This is a genomic window from Pseudoalteromonas sp. SG44-1, assembly GCF_014164315.1.
GTDB classification, from domain to species: domain Bacteria; phylum Pseudomonadota; class Gammaproteobacteria; order Enterobacterales; family Alteromonadaceae; genus Pseudoalteromonas; species Pseudoalteromonas rhizosphaerae.
The window spans coordinates 111,972-131,653 of the sequence record NZ_JACJEW010000004.1; the positions used below are offsets into that span (position 1 = coordinate 111,972).

A 19,682-nucleotide genomic window follows, 5' to 3' on the forward strand; every position below is an offset into this window, starting at 1 on the left:
GCATGAACTCAAGTTATTAAGCCACGATAACGCAGCCCGTTTAATCCTTGCAGGCCACCGGTATGAATGGCAATGATGTTACTGCCTTTAGGAAAATAATCCTGAGCGATTAACTGCCATAAAGCGTGCATCATTTTTCCTGAGTAAATCGGCTCGAGCGGGAGTTGATGTTGGCTTTGCATCTGCAGGCAAAATTGCCAAAGTTCAGGGCTAAACTTGCCATAGCCACCGCCATGAAACTGGGTGAGTAATTGCCAGTTTTGCTGTTGTGCTGCTACCGGGCTGAGCGATTTTATTTCATCGATTAAATACTCAGCTTGCTTTAATACCGCGACTCCTAAAACCTGTGTGCTGTTATCGCAGCCTTCAATTAACCCTGCCAGTGTGCCTCCGCTCCCCGTTGGACAGATAACATAGTCGGCGACGGGTAATGACTGCGCAAGCTCTTTACAACCAAGTAGAGCGGCTGTGTTTGTACCGCCTTCTGGCAATAGGTAGGCATTAGGAAAGCGAGTTTGTAATTGCGCTAAATAATCAGCATTGTGTCGCTCACGATACTCTAAGCGGGTAACTGGGTGCAGTTGCATACCGCATTGTTTGGCGAATTGTAAGGTCGGGTTTTGCTGATCAAGTTCAGGGCCGCGAATAATGCCATGGGTTGTTAAGTTAAAATGCTTTCCTGCGGCAGCACAGGCATGGATATGATTTGAAAAAGCGCCACCAAACGTTACTAACTCCTGTTTATTTTGTGCTTGCATCTCAATTAAGTTGTACTTGAGTTTTCGCCATTTATTACCGCTAATGAGCGGGTGTAGCAGATCATCACGTTTAATGCATAATGAAATATTTCTTTTTTTTAACTTGGTACTATCTATTTGTTGTATCGGGCTATTTTCATCAATAGTGAAAGAGTTATGCATTCAAGTTCCTTTTTTCTTATGTGAAAACTTGCGGGCTAGTAAAAATATACGATACTTAAAAAATCAATAGCCAACATAAGTAGCTATATGAAAAAGAAGATTTTTTCATTATTTCCTTGGTTGCAACAAGGGTTAGATTCGAATTGTGTAATAGGGATAGCTACATATGCAAAAACAGTGAATGCTGTAAGCTTAAAACGCTTGCAGGGGCACTGGCAAATCGATAAAACCCACAGTGTTGTAGTGACAGAACCTCGGGATTATACAAAAGCAATTGTAACTTGTACAAATGAAGTTAGTAAGCTGCGTTGTGCGATTAATTTAGTGATACCTCACCACTATTATCAAATTGTGCAAATGGAAAAACCTAACCTGACAGATGACGAAATTGTGCAGTCGTTACCATGGACTACGAAAGACCTTGTCAACGTTGCGCCAGAGAATATCATCGCAGACTTTATTGATTATCCCATCTCATTACCAATGCAAGCGAATAAAATGAATGTGTTTATTACTGATAAAACACAGATTCAGCCGTTCATTAATAGCTTTGCAGATACCAACGCAATTTTACGCTCAATGACGTCAGAAGAAATGGTATTACTCACTTTATTTGGTAAAGATAAAGATGCGCATATGTTGGTGGTGCAGCATGTTGAACATGAGCCGAGAATATTGATTATTTGTGACGGTAAGCTTGTATTGGCAAGGCGGCTAAATGGCTTTGTAGGCATTACAGAAAAAGATCAAAATAGTGCGTTCATTGACGCTTTAGGTTTAGAGGTACAACGGTCGATGGATTTTTTTGAAAGTCAGCTTAAGCAGCCCCCTATACGCAGTATTCAGCTGCAATGCGACGATTTATCTTCTTTAACACTCAGAGCTGAGCTTGCAGAGCTATTACAAGTTAAGGTTGTTGATTTTCAACCTAACCTTGCCTTATCAGAGGGTTTAGATAGTCAGTACTTCTATGCCCTAGCTGCAGCTATATCTATGGCTGAAAGTAAAGAGCCGCGCAATGAAGAATAGAATTAATTTTTACCAAAAATCACTACGTCCTCGTCGTGACTTAATGCCATTGCAAAGTTTATTAGCTCTGTGGGGCATAGCGTTATTTGTTATTGCCATAAGTTGGGGTGGGTTTGCGTTATCAGTTCACTTTAACCAAATAGAGGCGCAACAAACTGAATTAACATTAAATGAAATGAGCACCCAGTTACAAGCTGTGAAAGCTAAATTAGATGAGAAACAAAATAAAGATCAGTTTGTTAAGCAGTTAAAAAAGATGGAACAAGAAATTGCCCACAAACAACAAGTGTTTGGTTACTTGGAGGCTGCACAAACTTTATCGAGTATGGACTATAGCCAAGTGATGCTTGATTTAGCGCGTTACCATGTGGCAAGTATTTGGTTAACCCAAGTAACGTTTTCTGAGCAAACAGTGACTTTAAAAGGGCAAGCAAGTCAATCGGCTCAGTTACCTATTTGGTTGAGTAGTTTAAAACAATCAAGATACTTTGCAGGTAAAGAGTTTTCGGTTTTAGAGTTTGAAGATAAAAACGGCTTAAGTGAATTTAATGTAGCTACAGAGGTTGCAGCTAAGGAGGACAGCCATGAAAACTGAAAAATCCTCTCGTAGTTGGCCTATTTGGGTGAAGTATCAAGCGCGTTTTGCTGCACTGCAAATAAGAGAAAAATTGGCTATTTTATTTGCTGGGTTATTTATTATTTTATATTTAGGCTATCTATTTATTGTCGAGCCGACGCAAATTCAAGCAAATAAACAGCACCAAGCTAACACTCAAGCACAACAAAAAATAACTCAAAATAGAACACAATTAGCGATGTTAGAGCAAGCTCTAAGTAATGATTACACAAAAGAATTACGCTCTCAAATAGAACGGGCAAAGAGTGAATTGACTATTGCTGATGAAAAATTGAGCCAATTTAGCAAAGGCTTTGTCAGCGCTGAACGGGTTCCTAATATGTTGCAGCAGCTATTAAAAGAAAGTACCGAGGTTAAGGTTGTTAGTTTTAAAGTGTTAGAGCCTAAAGCTGTCGATGTTACTAAGGTTGGTGCAAACGAAGCTAAAACACTGTTTTTTGAACATCAAATGGTGCTCACATTACAGGGACAGTATTTTAACTTGCAACAATATTTAGCATCGCTAAAACAAAGTAAAGAAAAACTCTTAATCCAGCGTTTTGACTATCAAGTAGAGGATTACCCTCGGGCGCAATTAATCATACATATAGCAACGGTGAGCGCGAATGAAAAATTTATTGCTCTTTAGTGTGCTTGGGTTATTTGTTTGCTCAGCAGACGTGGTTGCGCAGCAGTTGGCCGATCCAACTAAGCCACAAAATTTGCTCGCTACTAGCGTAGTTAAAAATCAGCAAAGTAGCCTCAAGCTGCAATCAATAATTAAAAGGTCAGGCCGCTATAAAGCGATTATTTCAGGACAGATTTATACCGTAGGCGATCAAATAAATGACTATAAAGTGCTAACCATAAGCTCTAAGCAAGTTGTGTTAGCGAATGACAATAAGCAAATAAAATTAGATTTATATGATTATGAAATTAAAAATTAAATTACCTAGTCAGCTGACTATTTTATTGCTGTTACCTATCTACCTTGGTGGTTGCCATAGTTTTGCTCCAGGTAAAGAAATAAAGCCCCATATTGAGCAAGAGCTCACAGCTCAGCCTGAGCAGCAAACTACAGTAGCTCCGTTGACAGTGCCCGATGAAGTTACGCAAAGCTTATTATCGTCATTTGATAGCGAGCAAAGCCTTAATACAGAGTTGGCAGTTAAGCGTTTTGAAGTGGCTGCAAATGAAGTAGAAGTGCGCGCTTTCTTTGCTGGTTTAACTGACGATACGCCATATAGCGTTGCTATACACCCAGAGGTAGCTGGCACCATTAGTCTCACATTAAAAAATGTTACCTTTGATGAGGTAATAAATGTAATTAAACGTATGTACCCGCTTGATATTGTTCACGAAGGACGAGTTGTACAGGTGCTACCTGCAAAAATGCGCACTGAAACAATACCTGTTAACTATTTAATGATGAAACGTAGTGGTCAGTCTACGGTAAGTGTTGTTGCTGGTGGTGTGAGCCAAATGGCTGATAATAATAATTCTAATCAAAGCAATAGTTCGAATAACTATAACAATAATAATCAACAAGATAGTGAGTTTGGTAATAATCAAAATATTGAACTTAACGGTTCGCGTATTCAAACCACTAACAGTAATGACTTTTGGAAAGATCTAGAGCTGGCTTTAAAATCCTTGATTGGCACCGGTGATGGGCGCTATGTTATCGCCAGCCCACAAGCCAGCTTAGTAACGGTTAATGCATTACCGAGTGAAATAATGCAGCTAAAGGACTTTTTGCGGCAAACCCAAGAAAACTTACAGCGACAAGTGATTTTAGAAGCCAAAATAGTCGAAGTCACGCTTAAAGATGAATACCAGCAAGGTGTTAATTGGAACGAAATTGCGGGTTCAATTGGCAGTACAAGTCTGTCGTTCGCGACCACTGCAGCAGGGCAAATTAGTAATAGTATTACGGCCGCTCTAGGTGGTGTATCAAACTTAGTTATTAATAACGCAGACTTTACTGGGGTGATTAGCTTATTAGAAACTCAGGGCGATGTACAGATGCTTTCAAACCCCCGAGTGACTGCGACTAATAACCAAAAAGCGGTCATTAAAGTAGGTCAAGATGAGTATTTTGTTACGAATGTTTCAAGTACCACTGTAACAGGGAATGCCACCACAACAACCCCAGAAATTGACCTAACTCCTTTCTTTTCAGGGATTGCCCTCGATGTAACCCCACAAATAGACAAATACGGCTCAGTGATCTTACATGTTCACCCCTCCGTCACTCAAACTGAAGAGCAACAAAAGGTCATTACCCTTAATAATGATGAGTTTATTTTACCGTTAGCACAAAGCAACATTAGGGAATCAGACACGGTAATTCGTGCGCAAAGCGGTGAAATTGTTGTGATTGGTGGCTTAATGCAAACGATAACCACCGATGAAGAGTCTAAAACACCGGTATTAGGTGATATCCCCTTATTTGGTAATTTATTTAAAAGTATTAGTAAACGCCAAGAAAAGAAAGAGCTCGTTATATTGCTAAAGCCAACAGTTGTAATGCCAGATACGTGGAAAAAACAGCAAACACGCAGCCGCCAACTACTTAATACTTGGTATGAGAACTAGCTATGTATTTGAGCTTTTTTAATTTAAGTGAAATGCCTTTCACCTTAACCCCTAACACCGAGTTTTTCTGTGCGCTTGCACCGCATAATGAAGCAATGCAGGTGCTTATTACTGCACTTGAAATGGGAGAGGGGTTTATTAAGGTAGCAGGAGAGGTCGGCACGGGTAAAACTTTATTGTGCCGTAAATTACTTAATCAAATTGAGCATGATTACACCGTTGCTTATCTACCTAACTCATATTTAAGCCCAGATGAGCTACGCTGGGCACTCGCTGTAGAGCTAGGTATGGACGTTGATAAACAATTAGATCAGCAAGCACTAAGTCAGTTGATCAATCATCATTTATTAGCGTTACAAAAAGAAGGCAAAAAAGTTGTTTTACTGATAGATGAGGCGCAAAGCCTAAGCTGGGATGCTCTTGAAGCGTTACGACTATTTACCAATATTGAAACTGAAAGCGAAAAACTGATTCAAGTGGTGCTGTTTGGGCAGCCCGAATTAGACGAAAAACTAGCGCATACACGGGTTCGCCAATTACGCCAGCGTATTAGCTTTTCTTACCAGCTAAGACCAATGACTAGCGGCGAAGTAATTTACTATATTAATCATCGATTACAGGTCGCAGGTTTTAAAGGTGCACCGCTATTTACCAAGCAATTAGGCTTAAAAATAGCGCAAGCAAGTCGTGGTATTCCTCGGTTAGTAAATATCTTATGTCATAAAACCTTGCTGCAAGCTTACGGTGAAGGGCTCACCGCAGTAAGTAGCCGGCACATAAAGCTTGCGGTAAAAGACACCGAAGATTGCACCGTGAATAATTACATCAATGGTTGGAATATTGCAGTGGTGAGTCTATCGGCTATTGCCATTATGATAATTTGGGCGTGGAGGCAATGGCTATGAGTGTCATTAATTCTATGCTTAAAAATATTGAGCAGCGACAGCCAACAACTTCGTTAAATGAGCAAGGTACAGTTGTAGTAGACCCTGTTTATGATTCGCATGGTGTTATTAAAAAGCTACTAATAATCGCCATTGCCTTGTTAGTGGTTGTATTGAGCTATATTTATTTACCTACAGCAAGTGATGATGCTGCTCAATTACCAGAACGAATGGATCTAGTTACCAAAGCTCAAAGCTCAAAAGAGGCTGAGCAAAATAACACGCCAGTGTTAATTAATGCTCCTGTGGTGAGTAACTCTGATGTAATTAAACCAGTTGCTAAAGTAGAACCCATTATTGAAGAAGTCGCAGCGGTAAAAACGGACACCAAAGAGCCGTTTGTAGCTGAAAAACCCATGGTTGCAGCTATCACGGTTGAGCCAAATACAGTGCCTAGTGCCAATAAACAAAGTAGTTTTCAGGTTAAAAAAGTGACTCAGCAACGAACAGAGCAACAGCAAATAGCTGAGCTACTGCGCCAAGCTAAGCAAGCCCTCGAATTTGGTTTATATCAGGAAGGCATAGATGATTTAAGCCAAATTCTTAATCGAGATAAAGGGAATATAGCTGCAAGAAGTTTACTCGCAGCAACTTATTTTCAGCAGCAAGATATTTTATCCGCGCAAAGTATTTTAGAACATGGCATTGCGTTTGACTCGCAAGTACTCGAGTGGCGAGTGCAGCTTAGTAAAATTTATATTACGCGCAAGCAATATTCAGTGGTACAACAATTATTAAGCGATGATTTTGATAGCCAAGGTGATGCGCAATATTGGGCGCTTAAAGGCACTGCTGCGCAGCAGTTAGGTGATCATACTCGTGCATTGGTTTGCTTTGAGCAATTAACACAGTTACAGCCTCAGCAAGGTAAATGGTGGTTAGCTATGGCGACTTCTAAAGATGCACAAGGTGATTACCTCTCGGCGAAACGTTATTACCTAGCTGCAATCGAAGTGGGTAACTTAAACCCTGCAGTGTTAAAACATGCAAAGCAACGTTTGCAGACCTTAGGAGGTGTGTCATGAGACCCAGTCTACGTCTAAGGTTAGGTGATTTATTAGTTGAAGAAAACATGATCACTGAAGCGCAATTGAGTGAAGCGTTAAACGTGCAGGCTGCAACCGGGCGTAAGCTAGGTGCAACGTTAATTGCTCTTGAGTTTATTAGTGAGCCACAATTACTAAGGTTTTTAGCTCAGCAATTAAAAGTTCCCTTTTTAGATATTTCGCAACGCAAAATCTCACCTGAAGTATCCAAGTTGCTTTCTGAAGTAATGGCGCGCCGCTATAGAGCGCTCGTTATAGAAGATAATGGTGACTCAGTACTTGTGGGGATGAGTGATCCGGCCGATTTAAGAGGGCTTGATCAACTCGCACCAATTTTAGCGCCAAAGCGAATTGATTTAGCGGTAGTGCAAGAAAGTCAGATCATGACTGCTTTTGATAACGTTTACCGGCGGACAGAAGAAATTACCAGCTTTGCCGAGCAGTTACATGAAGAGTACGAAGATGTAGAAGAGTTTGATTTAAATTCGTTAGGTGATGAATCCTCTGATGCTACCGTAGTGAAGCTATTACAATCGATTTTTGAAGATGCTGTACAAGTCAGAGCATCAGACATCCATATTGAACCAGATGAAGGTATGTTACGGATTCGTCAACGCGTCGACGGAGTGTTGCAGGAGCATGTACTCAATCAAGTTAAAATAGCCTCAGCATTAGTGCTGCGGCTTAAGTTAATGTCTGGTTTAGATATATCAGAAAAACGCTTACCGCAAGATGGCCGTTTTAATATTAAAGTGCATACACATAGCATTGATGTGCGTTTGTCTACTATGCCGGTGCAATATGGTGAGTCGGTTGTAATGCGGCTATTAGATCAATCTGCAGGGCTATTATCATTAGATGAAACGGGTATGCCAGCAGCGTTGCTAAAGCGGTTTCGCTCAATCTTAAAGCGTCCTCATGGCATGATTTTGGTAACAGGGCCTACAGGTTCAGGTAAAACAACCACTTTATATGGGGCGTTAAGTGAGCTAAATCAGCCAGAAAATAAAATAATAACTGTAGAAGATCCGGTGGAGTATCGTATTGGCCGGATAAACCAAGTGCAAATTAAAAATAAAATAGGGCTTAGTTTTGCCAGTATTTTAAGAACCGCGCTACGTCAAGACCCTGACATTCTAATGGTGGGGGAAATGCGTGATAAAGAAACGGTTGATATAGGCCTGCGGGGCGCATTAACAGGGCATTTAGTGCTTTCAACTCTGCATACTAATGACGCAATAACCAGTGCAATGCGGTTAATTGATATGGGAGCGCCAGCCTATTTAGTTGCCAGCTCACTAAGAGCCATTATTGCTCAGCGTTTAGTTAGGCGGGTATGTCAAAATTGCAAGCATACATATACACCCGATGCTCAAGAGGCAAGCTGGTTAAAGTATTTAAATGTTAATGTAGACAAAACCGAATTTTTTTATGGTAAGGGGTGTACCGCGTGTAATCACTCAGGTTACAAAGGTCGGGTCGGTGTTTTTGAGTTACTCGAAATGGATGAAGCCATGATGGAGTGTCTTCGTCAAAATGACACTCAAGGTTTTGCTCGGGCTGCCAAGAACAACCCTTACTTTGCGCCGTTATCTACCATGGCGTTAGGGTATGCCAAGCAGGGGATAACCACTTTAGATGAAGTATTTAAAGTGGCTGAATATATTCCTGAAATGGTAGGAGGTGATGATGCACCTTTATAACTATCAAGCTAAAGACCAAAAAGGCATTTTAATTAAGGGGCAACTTGAAGCTGCTAGTCAAGCCGGTGTCGCCGATAGCTTGTTAAAACGCCAATTTACGCCGATATCGATTACCCAAATTGATAGAGAAAGCGATATTAACCTACCGCTAGGCCAGTTATTTAAAGAAAAAATAAACCTTGCAGACATGATTATGTTTTCTCGGCAAATGTATTCGTTGCTCAAAGCGGGTATACCGATTATTCGTGCCATGGTGGGGTTAGCTGATACCACACAGAATAAAGAGTTTAAGCTAGTTTTAACAGACATAATCAAACAACTAGAGCAAGGTCGGGATCTTTCCAGTGCCATGACCATGCACAATAAAGTATTTAGCAGATTAACTATCGCAATGGTTTTGGTGGGCGAAGGCTCAGGGCGATTAGAAGATGCTTTTCACCAACTCGCTAGTTATTTTGAGAAAGAACAAGAAACGCGCAAACGCATAAAGGCCGCAATGCGCTATCCCACTTTTGTTATTGCTGCATTATTAGTTGCAATGGTGATTTTAAATATATTTGTGATCCCGGTGTTTGCCACCATGTTCGCGAAATTTGATGCAGAACTACCATTAATGACCCAAATTTTGGTGGCAACAAGTTACTTCTTCGTTAATTACTGGTGGCTTTTATTACTCATTCTTATTGGCAGTGTGATCGCTTGGCGGCGCTATTTGGCAACCGAGCAGGGGTTATATAACTGGGACCACTACAAATTAAAAATTCCTATAGTGGGAAACATTATTCATCGCTCATTACTTGCAAGGTACAGCCAAAGTTTAGCTATGGTATTGCGCTCGGGTGTACCTATGACTACAGGACTATCGTTGACTGCAAAAGCGGTTGATAACAGTTATATGGAGCGAGCAATTTTAAATATTCGTCAAGATATAGAAAAAGGTGACAGCCTGTTAAGGGCCTCAAGGAGTAGCGAGCTTTTTTCCCAGTTAGTGCTACAAATGGTGGCTGTTGGTGAAGAAACGGGCCGAGTAGATGAACTTTTGCAAGAAGCTGCCGATTATTATGAGCGAGAAGTTGATTACGATTTACGCAGTTTAACCGCCAAGATAGAGCCTATTTTAACCGTGATAGTGGCTGTTATGGTGCTTATTTTGGCATTGGGTATTTTTATGCCGATGTGGAACATGATGTCAGCAATTAAAGGTGGTTAGTAATGCTGGGTAGAGTGCGCCATATGGCTGGTTTTTCGCTTTTGGAACTTGTGCTTGTGGTTATTTTATTGGCGATTGTAATGAGTGTTGCTGTACCGCAGTTTTTAGATATTAAGGAGCGAGCCCATCGTTCAAATATTGATGCCGTTGCTGGTGGTTTTGCCAGTGCTGTTGGTTTAATTAGGGGGCAATGGGAGCTGGACGCGAGACCATCTGGAAATGGGGTTTCGCAGTTTGTTACGCATATAAATTATGGAGGTGTAGTTGTTGGTGTTGATGGCAGTTTAGGCACGCCAACAAGTGATGATACAGAGCAAGAGAACACGCAGGCATTAGCGATGAGTTGTACCAAATGCCAACAGGTGCTGAATGTAGTTTTACAAGACGCGCCAAGCAATACCCTAAGTAGTGACGCGTCAGTAGTTAAAGATTCAATGTTTTTAGTGAGGTATAACGCAGATAAGCTGCAATGTATTTACTATTTAACTCATTCTTTAGATGCGAAAAATATTCCAATAGATGGTGAACCACACGTTGGCACCAGTGGATTTTCGTATTTTCCTGTAACAGGCAAAGTACAGATTTTTAAATCTTAAGTAATAACAAAGAGGCTTACTTATGAAAACGCAATCAATGAACAGTAACATAGTGAATAAACAAGCAGGTTTTACTTTAGTAGAACTGATAATCGTAATCGTCATTTTAGGTATTTTGGCCGTTGTTGCAGCTCCTCGCTTTTTGAATCTGCAGGGAGATGCTAATGCATCAACACTTGAGGGCGTTCAAGGCTCTATTCGCAGTGGGATGAATATAGTCAATGGTAAAGCGATAATCGCAAACGTGCAAAATTATGCATATGACGACGCCAATGTAACCCCAGAAGTGGAAGGCGTAGCACTTCATTATGGCTACCCTGTTGGTACCATTGAAGCATTTGAGAAATTCTTAGATATTGATTTTGCAGATGTGACTGCTGTTGCTTCAAATGTAAATGGTGCTGATTTCAATCTGGTCGATGGTGATAGTGAAACCACAATAGTTACTATCTTCCCTAATAGTTATGTTGTAACCGATAATTGCCGTGTTGAGTACACACCAGCAACGAGTAAAGATAATCCACCAGTAGTTAATATCGTATTGGATGAGTGTTAATTCATTAACAATGAAATATACGTGTAAGCAACGATTGCGTGGCTTTACTTTGGTTGAATTGATTATCACCTTAGTTATTTTGGGTATCCTGTCGGTAACGGCAGGGCCCAAGTTTCTAGGGAGTTCAACGGAAGACGCTTATGCATATCGCGATCGGGTATTAGCAGTGCTAAGAACAGCTCAGTTACGAGCAATGCAAGATACTGGGCTTACGAGTTGTCATAAATTGTACATAACCGCGACCTTAATTGCAGGACCGACACCGGATACCTGCACAGGTGGTGCTGATGTAAATAACCCGGAAGATTCAGTAGTAGCTATTAAAACGCAGCGCAGTGATTTTGTTTTTACTGCATTGGACGATAAAGGGGCCCAATTTACGCAGATTAATTTTGATCCTTTAGGTCGAAGCGATCAAAGTTGTGATGGCACTTGTCGCATTGATATATCGCTTGCCGGTGTGTGTATCAGTGGCGAAGGGCTTATTTATGCGTGCCCATAATTATGGGTTTACCTTAATTGAATTGATTATCAGCATTGTCATTTTTGCCATTGCACTGACGATTATTACAGGGTTAATTGCACCTCAAGCACGGCAAAGCGCAGACCCTATCATACAGTTGCGGGCAAATGAGTTAGGGCAATCATTAATGAATGAAATTTTGGCCAAGTCATTTGATGAGCACAGCGAGCGTGCACCGCCATTTAGGCGTTGCTCTGAAAGTTCATTAGATGCTGAAGATTGTACAAGCTCAGAGAACTTAGGCTCAGAAGAGGGCGAAACACGCACCACTTATGATGATGTTGACGATTATATTGCACTGAGTAATCAGCCTATAACAAATAGTTTGGGTCAAGTGCTTACCCAATACCAAGGCTTTAATGTGGTTGTTACCGTGGTATATGACAGTGACTTTAATAGCGCGACAGCAAACGATGGTGTACTTGCAAAGCGTGTCACGGTAATTATAAGTAGCCCTAATGGCGAAGAGTATGGTTTTAGCGCATACAAAGGTAACTATTGATGAGCAAATACCTAAAACAGTCTGCATTTACTTTAATAGAGCTTCTGCTTGTTATGGTTATTTTGGGGATATTGGCTGTTACTTCTTTTGCTTTTATTAACTCTGGGTTTAATATTTATAGTCAAGGGGTGGAGCGCCAAGAGGCTGTAGCACAAGCACGCTTTATGTTGACACGTTTAGCAAAAGAGCTACGCCATGCGATGCCAAACTCTTTACGTTTAAGCTGTGAAAATAACTGTGGTTTGAGCCAATGCCTTGAGTTTACGCCTTTTCAATCAGCTACCCATTACACTGGCTACTTACCTAACACTGCTCCCTTTATTGTTACGGCAGTAGATTTTGAATTAAATGACTTAACTCAACCAAGTCTTGGCGATTGGGCCAGTATTTATCCATTAGATCCAGCAGAAGTCTACGACGTAAGTAATAATAAACGTCTGCAATTAACTAATTTCGTATCATCTTCATACAGTGAGTTAGATCAATGGCAATTTGAGCAAGCATTTGCACAAGAGTCACCAGCAAAACGAATTTACTTACTGGCGACGCCTGTTAGTTTTTGTGTAGAAGGGACACAGCTTTATCGTTATCAAGATTATGGCTTCAATAGCTCCCAGCTGGATGCAGTTGAGCTACAGGCTACAACAGGCGTTAAACGTGATCTATTAGCGCTCCATATAGAAAATAACCTAGTAAATAATGCATTTTTTAGAATTGGGGATATTGCATTAACTCGTAATGCAGTGCTGAACATTCACGCGATTATGGCGTTTAATGATAATGAAGCTATGATGTTTAATCATGAGGTGCATATACCCAATGTACCTTAGCCTACGAATAAAAAGAACGGTTATAAATAAAGCTTATCAAGGTGGTAACCTACTGATTGTCACTTTGGTGATCATTGTTGTGATGCTAGTACTTGGCTTGGCTTTAGTCAGGATTTTATCGGCATCTTCGCAGCAAAATGTGATCGAGTATTATGGCTCTCGCGCTTATTTAGCTGCACAAAGTGGGTTAGAAAGCGGGCTAACTGAAATATTTCCACTTAATAGTCCAGCACTAAACTGTGCAGCAGTAACTACCTCCCCTGTTTTTCAAACTCAGTATTTAGAGAACTGCACAGTAACGATAACTTGTCAGCAATACTTGAATGTACCTGATAGCAGTAATAGCGCAGGCTCGGTGAATGTTTTTTATTTACAAAGCCGTGCCACATGCTCGCCAAGTAGTTGTGCTATCGGCGAAGCATGTCGTAAAGACTACTGGCAAACTCAGCGTACACTCTCTGTCGAAGCGAAGACTTTGCCATGATATATAAGTTATTCATCTTCATAATCATAATGATCTTTAGTGCTAACAGCATTGCTGTAGTTCCTAAAATTGAAGGGCGCTTTATTGAGTTGCAAGACACTTATGTCTCACCGATTTGGACCAAGATAAACTTTCAACAAGAGTACGAAACACCTCCCGCGGTGTTTATGCTATCAACTAATCAAGGGGGTAACCCTGCGATTGTACGAATTCGTAATGTAACAACAACCGGATTTGAAGCTCTACCTTTGGAACCTACCGGGGAAGACGGTGAGCATATTACTATGGGAGCACATTACTTAGCGGTCGAGTACGGTGTTCATGAATTTCCAGATGGCACAATAATGGAGGTTGGCAGTACAGATATCCAATTAGAGATTCAATATGGTCCTAAGTCTAACTACGTTTTGCCTAAAAGTTATCAGGCAATAAATTTTGCTCAACCTTTTGCTGTTAGGCCGAACTTTTTTCACTCTCTACAAACCATTAATAGTTTGGAAAGCAATCCACCTACAGATGCATTACGACCATTTTTAACGATTGCCGTAGAAACTAACTCGCTAACAACTTCGGGGGTTAATATTGCGCTAGAAGCCTCAGAGACACGAAGTGGCTTAATAAATAGTGAAAAAGTGGCTTATTTAGTTGTTGAGCCTGGCAACAATCGTACCTTTGTTGATGATAATCAGGTAGAAGTTTTATGGGAGAGCTTTTTTACTGGTTACAATGTCGATGGTTGGAGTGACGGTTGTAACTATTTTTATTTCTCAAATAATTTTGCTACTGCTCCATTGGTTGTTGCAAGTAAAAATAGCCGAGTGGGCGAAGATGGTGGTTGGCTACGAAGTTGCAATTTGACTCGTACGCGTTTGGGAATAGTTGTTGATGAAGACCGTGATGGAGACAATGAGCGTAGGCACCCAGACGAAGAAGCCTCTATCTTAGCTATGACCAGTACGTTTGTGTCAAATGGCGATGTTCTAAGTTGTGACACATTATTCCCCGGTGCGATTGCAACCTATAACAATGGCCAAATTCAGTTAGTCCAAGGAGTGACAGTCACCGATAACAACGCGAATATGCTTACGACCACAAACTATATTTCAACGGCATTAACTAATATCCCTCTTTGTAATGGTCAGCCTTGCGCTGCAAAAGGTGAAAATGCGTTAACTGCAGGACAAGCTTCACAAGTACCAACAGTGGCCAATGATGGCTCATCGGGTAGTGCAATTCCTACAACACTCGGTGGTGACTATTTTTTTGATGAGTTACAAATGACCATGATTGCGCCTGAGTATAGAGTAACCGCACCCACACGTATTTTTTTACAAAACTCTACTACGTTACTGTCGACGTCATTTTTAACTGTGGCGAATACTAAAATTACAATAGAAAATGGGGCGTATTTAGCGATTTATGTAGATGGTGCGGTGTCGATTGGTGCCGCAGTCGATTTTTCAGCTTTTTTAGTGGCAACAGGTGAAGTACGCATTGCACAAGAAGCTCATTATACTGGCATGATCACCTCAGGCACGGAGATAATTGCTGAAGAAAGTTCATCATTTACTGGTACTGCAGTACCAAATAACATTCCTGGTTTTTGTGGTATTAATACGCCGGTTTTATTGGATCATTACCGATTATCAATGAGTGATAATAAAGGCCTTACCTGCGAAGCCAAAGAACTAACGCTAACTGCTTGTGCTAATGATGCATGCGATATAATTTATGATGAAGTATCCACTTTAGATTTATCACCAAATAATAGTACTCAACAAAGTTGGGTGACGGGTGAGGTGATAACTTTTACTGGCATTACAGATTTACAGTTCGCTAAGCGTACTACAGGGCAAGTGCAATTTGGTTATAATGTTGCAGACCCATCAGCGCCGCTACGTTGTTATATTGGTGGTACAAATGTGGGCTTAGGTGGTTGTAAGGTTACTTTTTCAGACGCGGGGTTTATTTTTAGCGATGAGACTAATAACACCACATCAATTTTAAACCAATTATCAGGTAAACCGTCAAACACCGGGTTCAATGCATCACAATTAGCAATCCAAGCTGTGAAAACGAATACCACAACCGGAGTGTGCGAAGCTGCTTTTCCTGCTGGTGGAGAGGTGGCTATAGATTTAGCCTATAGCTGCAGTGCAGGCTCTACGTGCATCGATAATCTTGCTCTAACAAATAACAGCACAACCCATAGCATTGGTCAAAGTTATCAAACAGTGCCTTTAAAGTTTGATAGTGATTCAAAAGCACCGATTGTGATTAATTATCCCGATGCTGGCAAACTGAGTTTGAATGCAAAATTAAACTTAGTGCTCGATCCCGTGACTAATTTATCGGTGAATTTAACGGGTAGCTCAAATGAATTTGTGGTTAAGCCCTTTGGTTTAGCAATGAACTTTGCTGATAACAGTGCGCAAGCTAATGATGCCAGCGGCAGTTTATTTAAACTAACCGGCGAGTCATTTTCGCTAAAAATGAATGCGGTGCAATGGCTTGATAACCAAGACACCAATAATGATGGCTACCCAGATAATTACAGTGCTATTTCAAGTAATCCAGTCGCTAAGCACTTTATTGGTGAGCAACCGGATGTGCAACCCAGCGTTTATTTGCCAACAGCGGGTGTGCTGGGTACGTTACAAGAAGAAAATTTAGTTGCGTTTGCAGATACCGGTAACTTAAGTGAATCAATATCAAGTTATAGCTACGACCAAGTTGGTATTATTGATTTAGTTGCGGGGCTCAAAGATGCCGACTATTTGGGGGCCGGTGATGTGCGCGGAGCGATTACTCGTGTTGGTCGTTTTGCGCCTTCGCAATATGCGGTACAAAATATTCAAGCCAATGCACAGTGCACCCGTTATGGCAGCAATAGCACTTATTTGAGTGAACCGTTTACGTTAGGGTTTACTGTTCAGGCGCTTAATCAAAATAACCAAGTAATGAAAAACTATATAGGCGGGTTTGTTAATTCAACGGTAAGCATTAATGCAGAGAACAGTGAAGTAGGAAATTATGTCTCGGGTAGTAGTTTAACTCCTAGATTGCAAAACTTAGAGGCTAGCCAGTGGGGCAGTACCGCAGCCCTAGCAGGACTTTTTACTATAAGTGATAGCGATACTATTTTAGCTCGACGCGGCTTTAATGATCCCGATGGCCCATTTGAAAGTGTAAATTTGATGGCAACTGTGACGGGAATTGAAGGGGCTGTATTAACAGCTGCCGACGATAATCCTAATTTAGCAACCGACTGCGCAGCAAACAGCAGCTGTAATAGTGTTGTGCTTAACGATACGCCTATTAGTTTTCGCTTTGGCCGCTTAGTGCTGGGTGATAATGCAGGGTCTGATTTAGATAATTTACTTGTGCCTATGCAGGCGCAGTATTTTAATGGCAGCGAGTTTGTACTTGATACTAATAATAATTGCACTGTCTTTGCACACCCACAAATAACACAAATCACTCCTAGCACGCCTGAGCTCAGTTATATTTATGGCAGTGGAAGAAGTGGTCAACTCGAACAAGGCATTTACCCAGCGAGTAATGGTATCTATGCTGAGCCTAAAGGCGCAGGTATTTTTACACTTGAGTACGATACAGAAAATTGGCTTGAGTGGGATTGGCAAGGAGACGCAAGTCAGTTAAATCCGCAAGGAATTTTACAATTTGGCCGTTTTAGAGGAAATGATCGTGTTATTTACTGGCGTGAAGTACGGTAATAACTGTATGTCAAACCAGCTTAAAATTCAGAGCTTAATGTTTCACAAAGTTGGTTCCTATAAAGCGCTTTATGGGCTGGTTAAAAGCTAATTTATATTAGGTTACTTTTACAGGGGGCTGATCTTAACAAGGGAACAGCCATCATTTGCAACTAATGCCTAGCTTAAATCACTTTTAATTCCAACTGAAGCTCGCATCTTGAGGCTAATTAGGTATAAACTCAGATAATTTTTGAACAAAGCTTGTGTTTTGCCTTGCAAGTACATAGCATAAGAGTTTAATTATAAAAAATAAATAATGACCAAATAATTGCCGCTTTTTGGGAATGGAATATATGCGAATTGCTCCTTTATCTCTGTTAATTTCAGCTAGCTTGTTTGCATCAAGTGCATTTGCACAAGATACAGCCACAGTTACTGGAATTGAATCTGAGATCAGTATTAAACAAGCTGAATACGATAACGCTACACAGATACTTGAAAAACATTTAAAAGAAGAAAGTCAGTTACAAAGTCAACTTGATTTATTACGCACTCGTTCGACTGAGCTGGACAAAGAAAAAAATCAAGCACTTGATGCCATGAATGAAATGTATCGTCGTTTAATTGATGATCCCACTATTGATATAAGTGCTGCACAGGCGCGATACCAGCAAGCTGTGGTTGATCATAAGCAAAATAAAGACGATATCGCGATGCAGTTGGCGGCAATTGCATCCCACCGCAAAGACATTGAACAAATTCGCGTAGCAAAACATACCCAGTTAAATACACTCGAAAGCTTAAAAGAACAATTAACAACAGCCCGAGTTGAGCGCTTACGTAATGAGTTTACCCGTGAAGGGACGCTAGAAGTTAATCACACTATCAACTGTAAACGTACAGAAACATTGGCAGCCTGTGAGCAACGAGGCCAGCAAATGGGCTTACAAAAAGCAACCAAGCGTTTTGTAGATCAAATATTTGCTAACTTAACTGAAGAGCGCCTAGTTGAACCAAAGCGCAATATGGCTGGTGCGCAAGTACAGGTTTTAAGTAGCCATGTGGTCAATAGTGCTTTTAGCGGCCAAGGCAATTATAACGTTAACTTAAGCGTCACTATGCGCGGTGATGTGAATAGCAGTCGCTTATGTAATTTATTGAGTGTTGATAATCGCTATTGTTCAGAGTACGGCACGCCGCTAACGGCAACTTATCAAACTCGTTATGACACTACTTTTACTGATAGTCAGTTAACATTCAGTGATGGTCAGGATAATGCCAACGTTTCGGTGTCACGCTTGAGCGAGCAACCGATACGCGATTATTCAGTCAAACCAATGTCAACGGTTGATACACAGGTCGTTGATAGTAATAAAATGATTGAATTCACGCTGCGTTCAAATGTATACGATGACGAAGTGTTTATTGATGGCGTAAGTTTTGGTTCAACACGTTTAGCAACGACTTTACCAAGTGGTATTCATGATGTTGAAGTTCGCAAGCAGGGTTATAAACCTTATCGCGTGCGTGTTGATTTACGAAAGCCGCAGACGATTCATGCTAAGTTGGTAAAAAAGCCTGAGTCGATTGCTGCACCGACATACACCAGTGAGCAACGTAATACGACATCAGTAACCAGTACAGCTATAGGCAATGCCGCAGCTGCTGACGTGGTAGTCATTCCCGCAGGTAAGTTTGAAATGGGTGATATCAATGGTAATGGACTTGCAAATGAGCGTCCAGTTGTTGAAAAAACCATTGCAAACTCATTTGCGATGCAAAATAAAGAAGTGACAGTCGGTGCTTATCAAAAGTTCGTCAGCAACACTAATTATAAAACTGAAGCTGAGCGTAATCGTGGTTGCGCCTATTATTTAAATGGCGAACCAGTCTGGGAAGCAAATTTAAACTGGCGTAATCCAGGTTTTGAGCAAGGCAGTGATTTTCCTGCCGTGTGCTTAACCTACAACGATGCGAAAGCATACGCTGATTGGTTGTCTGGTCAAACAGGTCAACAATACCGGTTACCTAATGAGGTTGAGTGGGAGTATGCAGCACGCGCTGGTACTAAAACTGAATACCCGTGGGGTAATGAAATAGGTAAAAATTTAGCCAATTGTGGATGGTGTGGTAGTGAGTGGTCAAATAAAAGTGCATCGCCAACTGGCTCCTTTGCACCTAATGCGTTTGGTCTCTACGACACGGTAGGAAATGTATGGGAATGGACTCATAAGTCAGCTGAACAAGCGGATGTTACTGTCCGAGGTGGTGCGTGGAATTTTGCACCTAGTTTAGCTCGTGCTTCAACTCGTTTGATTTTAGCGCCAGACTTTCGTGCAAACTATATCGGTTTTCGTCTAGTACGCGAACGATAAAATTAATTTAAAAAGGAAGCGTTGCTTCCTT

The 19,682-nt window shown here is 41.0% G+C and carries 18 protein-coding genes; 17 read left to right on the forward strand and 1 reads right to left on the reverse strand.

Going from position 1 to position 19,682, the window contains the following annotated elements; translation table 11 throughout:
* Window positions 1-8: 8 nt before the first annotated feature.
* Window positions 9-920, reverse strand: a complete 912-nt coding sequence (locus H5187_RS03115; protein WP_182717708.1) for a 1-aminocyclopropane-1-carboxylate deaminase/D-cysteine desulfhydrase — start codon at window positions 918-920, stop codon at window positions 9-11.
* Between the two features lie 87 nt (window positions 921-1,007).
* On the opposite strand from H5187_RS03115, the gene H5187_RS03120 reads away from it, so the two are divergent.
* The 17 genes from H5187_RS03120 (at window position 1,008) to H5187_RS03200 (ending at window position 19,651) form a co-directional block, all read left to right on the forward strand.
* On the forward strand, window positions 1,008-1,949 hold the full coding sequence (locus H5187_RS03120) for an MSHA biogenesis protein MshI (protein ID WP_182740304.1): 942 nt from the start codon (window positions 1,008-1,010) through the stop codon (window positions 1,947-1,949).
* Window positions 1,939-2,544, forward strand: a complete 606-nt coding sequence (locus H5187_RS03125) for a PilN domain-containing protein (RefSeq protein WP_182717710.1) — start codon at window positions 1,939-1,941, stop codon at window positions 2,542-2,544. Before H5187_RS03120 ends, H5187_RS03125 begins: the two co-directional genes overlap by 11 nt.
* Window positions 2,534-3,214 (forward strand): type II secretion system protein GspM, encoded by a 681-nt coding sequence (gspM, locus tag H5187_RS03130; RefSeq protein ID WP_182717711.1) that lies wholly within the window; start codon window positions 2,534-2,536, stop codon window positions 3,212-3,214. Before H5187_RS03125 ends, gspM begins: the two co-directional genes overlap by 11 nt.
* The gene (locus H5187_RS03135) at window positions 3,192-3,512 is read left to right on the forward strand and encodes an agglutinin biogenesis protein MshK (protein WP_182717712.1); all 321 of its coding nucleotides are present in this window, start codon (window positions 3,192-3,194) and stop codon (window positions 3,510-3,512) included. Before gspM ends, H5187_RS03135 begins: the two co-directional genes overlap by 23 nt.
* Window positions 3,496-5,163: a pilus (MSHA type) biogenesis protein MshL gene (mshL, locus tag H5187_RS03140; RefSeq protein ID WP_182717713.1), complete on the forward strand. Its 1,668-nt coding sequence runs from the start codon at window positions 3,496-3,498 to the stop codon at window positions 5,161-5,163. Before H5187_RS03135 ends, mshL begins: the two co-directional genes overlap by 17 nt.
* Window positions 5,164-5,165: 2 nt before the next feature.
* On the forward strand, window positions 5,166-6,068 hold the full coding sequence (locus H5187_RS03145) for an ExeA family protein (RefSeq protein WP_182717714.1): 903 nt from the start codon (window positions 5,166-5,168) through the stop codon (window positions 6,066-6,068).
* Window positions 6,065-7,132: a lipopolysaccharide assembly protein LapB gene (locus H5187_RS03150; protein WP_182717715.1), complete on the forward strand. Its 1,068-nt coding sequence runs from the start codon at window positions 6,065-6,067 to the stop codon at window positions 7,130-7,132. The genes H5187_RS03145 and H5187_RS03150 overlap by 4 nt, the downstream gene beginning before the upstream one ends.
* Complete coding sequence (locus H5187_RS03155; RefSeq protein WP_182785119.1) at window positions 7,129-8,856, forward strand: GspE/PulE family protein; 1,728 nt, start codon at window positions 7,129-7,131, stop codon at window positions 8,854-8,856. The genes H5187_RS03150 and H5187_RS03155 overlap by 4 nt, the downstream gene beginning before the upstream one ends.
* Window positions 8,843-10,066, forward strand: coding sequence for a type II secretion system F family protein (locus tag H5187_RS03160; protein WP_182797548.1), 1,224 nt, complete (start codon window positions 8,843-8,845; stop codon window positions 10,064-10,066). Before H5187_RS03155 ends, H5187_RS03160 begins: the two co-directional genes overlap by 14 nt.
* Before the next feature lie 2 nt (window positions 10,067-10,068).
* Window positions 10,069-10,662 carry an agglutinin biogenesis protein MshB gene (locus tag H5187_RS03165; protein ID WP_182797531.1) on the forward strand — a complete coding sequence of 198 codons (594 nt, stop codon included), beginning with the start codon at window positions 10,069-10,071 and terminating at the stop codon, window positions 10,660-10,662.
* A 22-nt stretch (window positions 10,663-10,684) separates the two neighbouring features.
* On the forward strand, window positions 10,685-11,218 hold the full coding sequence (locus H5187_RS03170; protein WP_182760715.1) for a prepilin-type N-terminal cleavage/methylation domain-containing protein: 534 nt from the start codon (window positions 10,685-10,687) through the stop codon (window positions 11,216-11,218).
* Between the two features lie 10 nt (window positions 11,219-11,228).
* Complete coding sequence (locus H5187_RS03175) at window positions 11,229-11,720, forward strand: type II secretion system protein (RefSeq protein ID WP_182740309.1); 492 nt, start codon at window positions 11,229-11,231, stop codon at window positions 11,718-11,720.
* Window positions 11,707-12,243, forward strand: a complete 537-nt coding sequence (locus H5187_RS03180) for a prepilin-type N-terminal cleavage/methylation domain-containing protein (RefSeq protein WP_182797532.1) — start codon at window positions 11,707-11,709, stop codon at window positions 12,241-12,243. The genes H5187_RS03175 and H5187_RS03180 overlap by 14 nt, the downstream gene beginning before the upstream one ends.
* The gene (locus H5187_RS03185) at window positions 12,243-13,073 is read left to right on the forward strand and encodes a type II secretion system protein J (protein ID WP_182797533.1); all 831 of its coding nucleotides are present in this window, start codon (window positions 12,243-12,245) and stop codon (window positions 13,071-13,073) included. The genes H5187_RS03180 and H5187_RS03185 overlap by 1 nt, the downstream gene beginning before the upstream one ends.
* Window positions 13,063-13,557: a pilus assembly PilX N-terminal domain-containing protein gene (locus H5187_RS03190; protein WP_182797534.1), complete on the forward strand. Its 495-nt coding sequence runs from the start codon at window positions 13,063-13,065 to the stop codon at window positions 13,555-13,557. The genes H5187_RS03185 and H5187_RS03190 overlap by 11 nt, the downstream gene beginning before the upstream one ends.
* Window positions 13,554-17,294 carry an H-type lectin domain-containing protein gene (locus tag H5187_RS03195; protein ID WP_182785118.1) on the forward strand — a complete coding sequence of 1,247 codons (3,741 nt, stop codon included), beginning with the start codon at window positions 13,554-13,556 and terminating at the stop codon, window positions 17,292-17,294. Before H5187_RS03190 ends, H5187_RS03195 begins: the two co-directional genes overlap by 4 nt.
* A 335-nt stretch (window positions 17,295-17,629) precedes the next feature.
* Window positions 17,630-19,651, forward strand: coding sequence for a formylglycine-generating enzyme family protein (locus H5187_RS03200; RefSeq protein WP_182717724.1), 2,022 nt, complete (start codon window positions 17,630-17,632; stop codon window positions 19,649-19,651).
* Window positions 19,652-19,682: the final 31 nt, after the last annotated feature.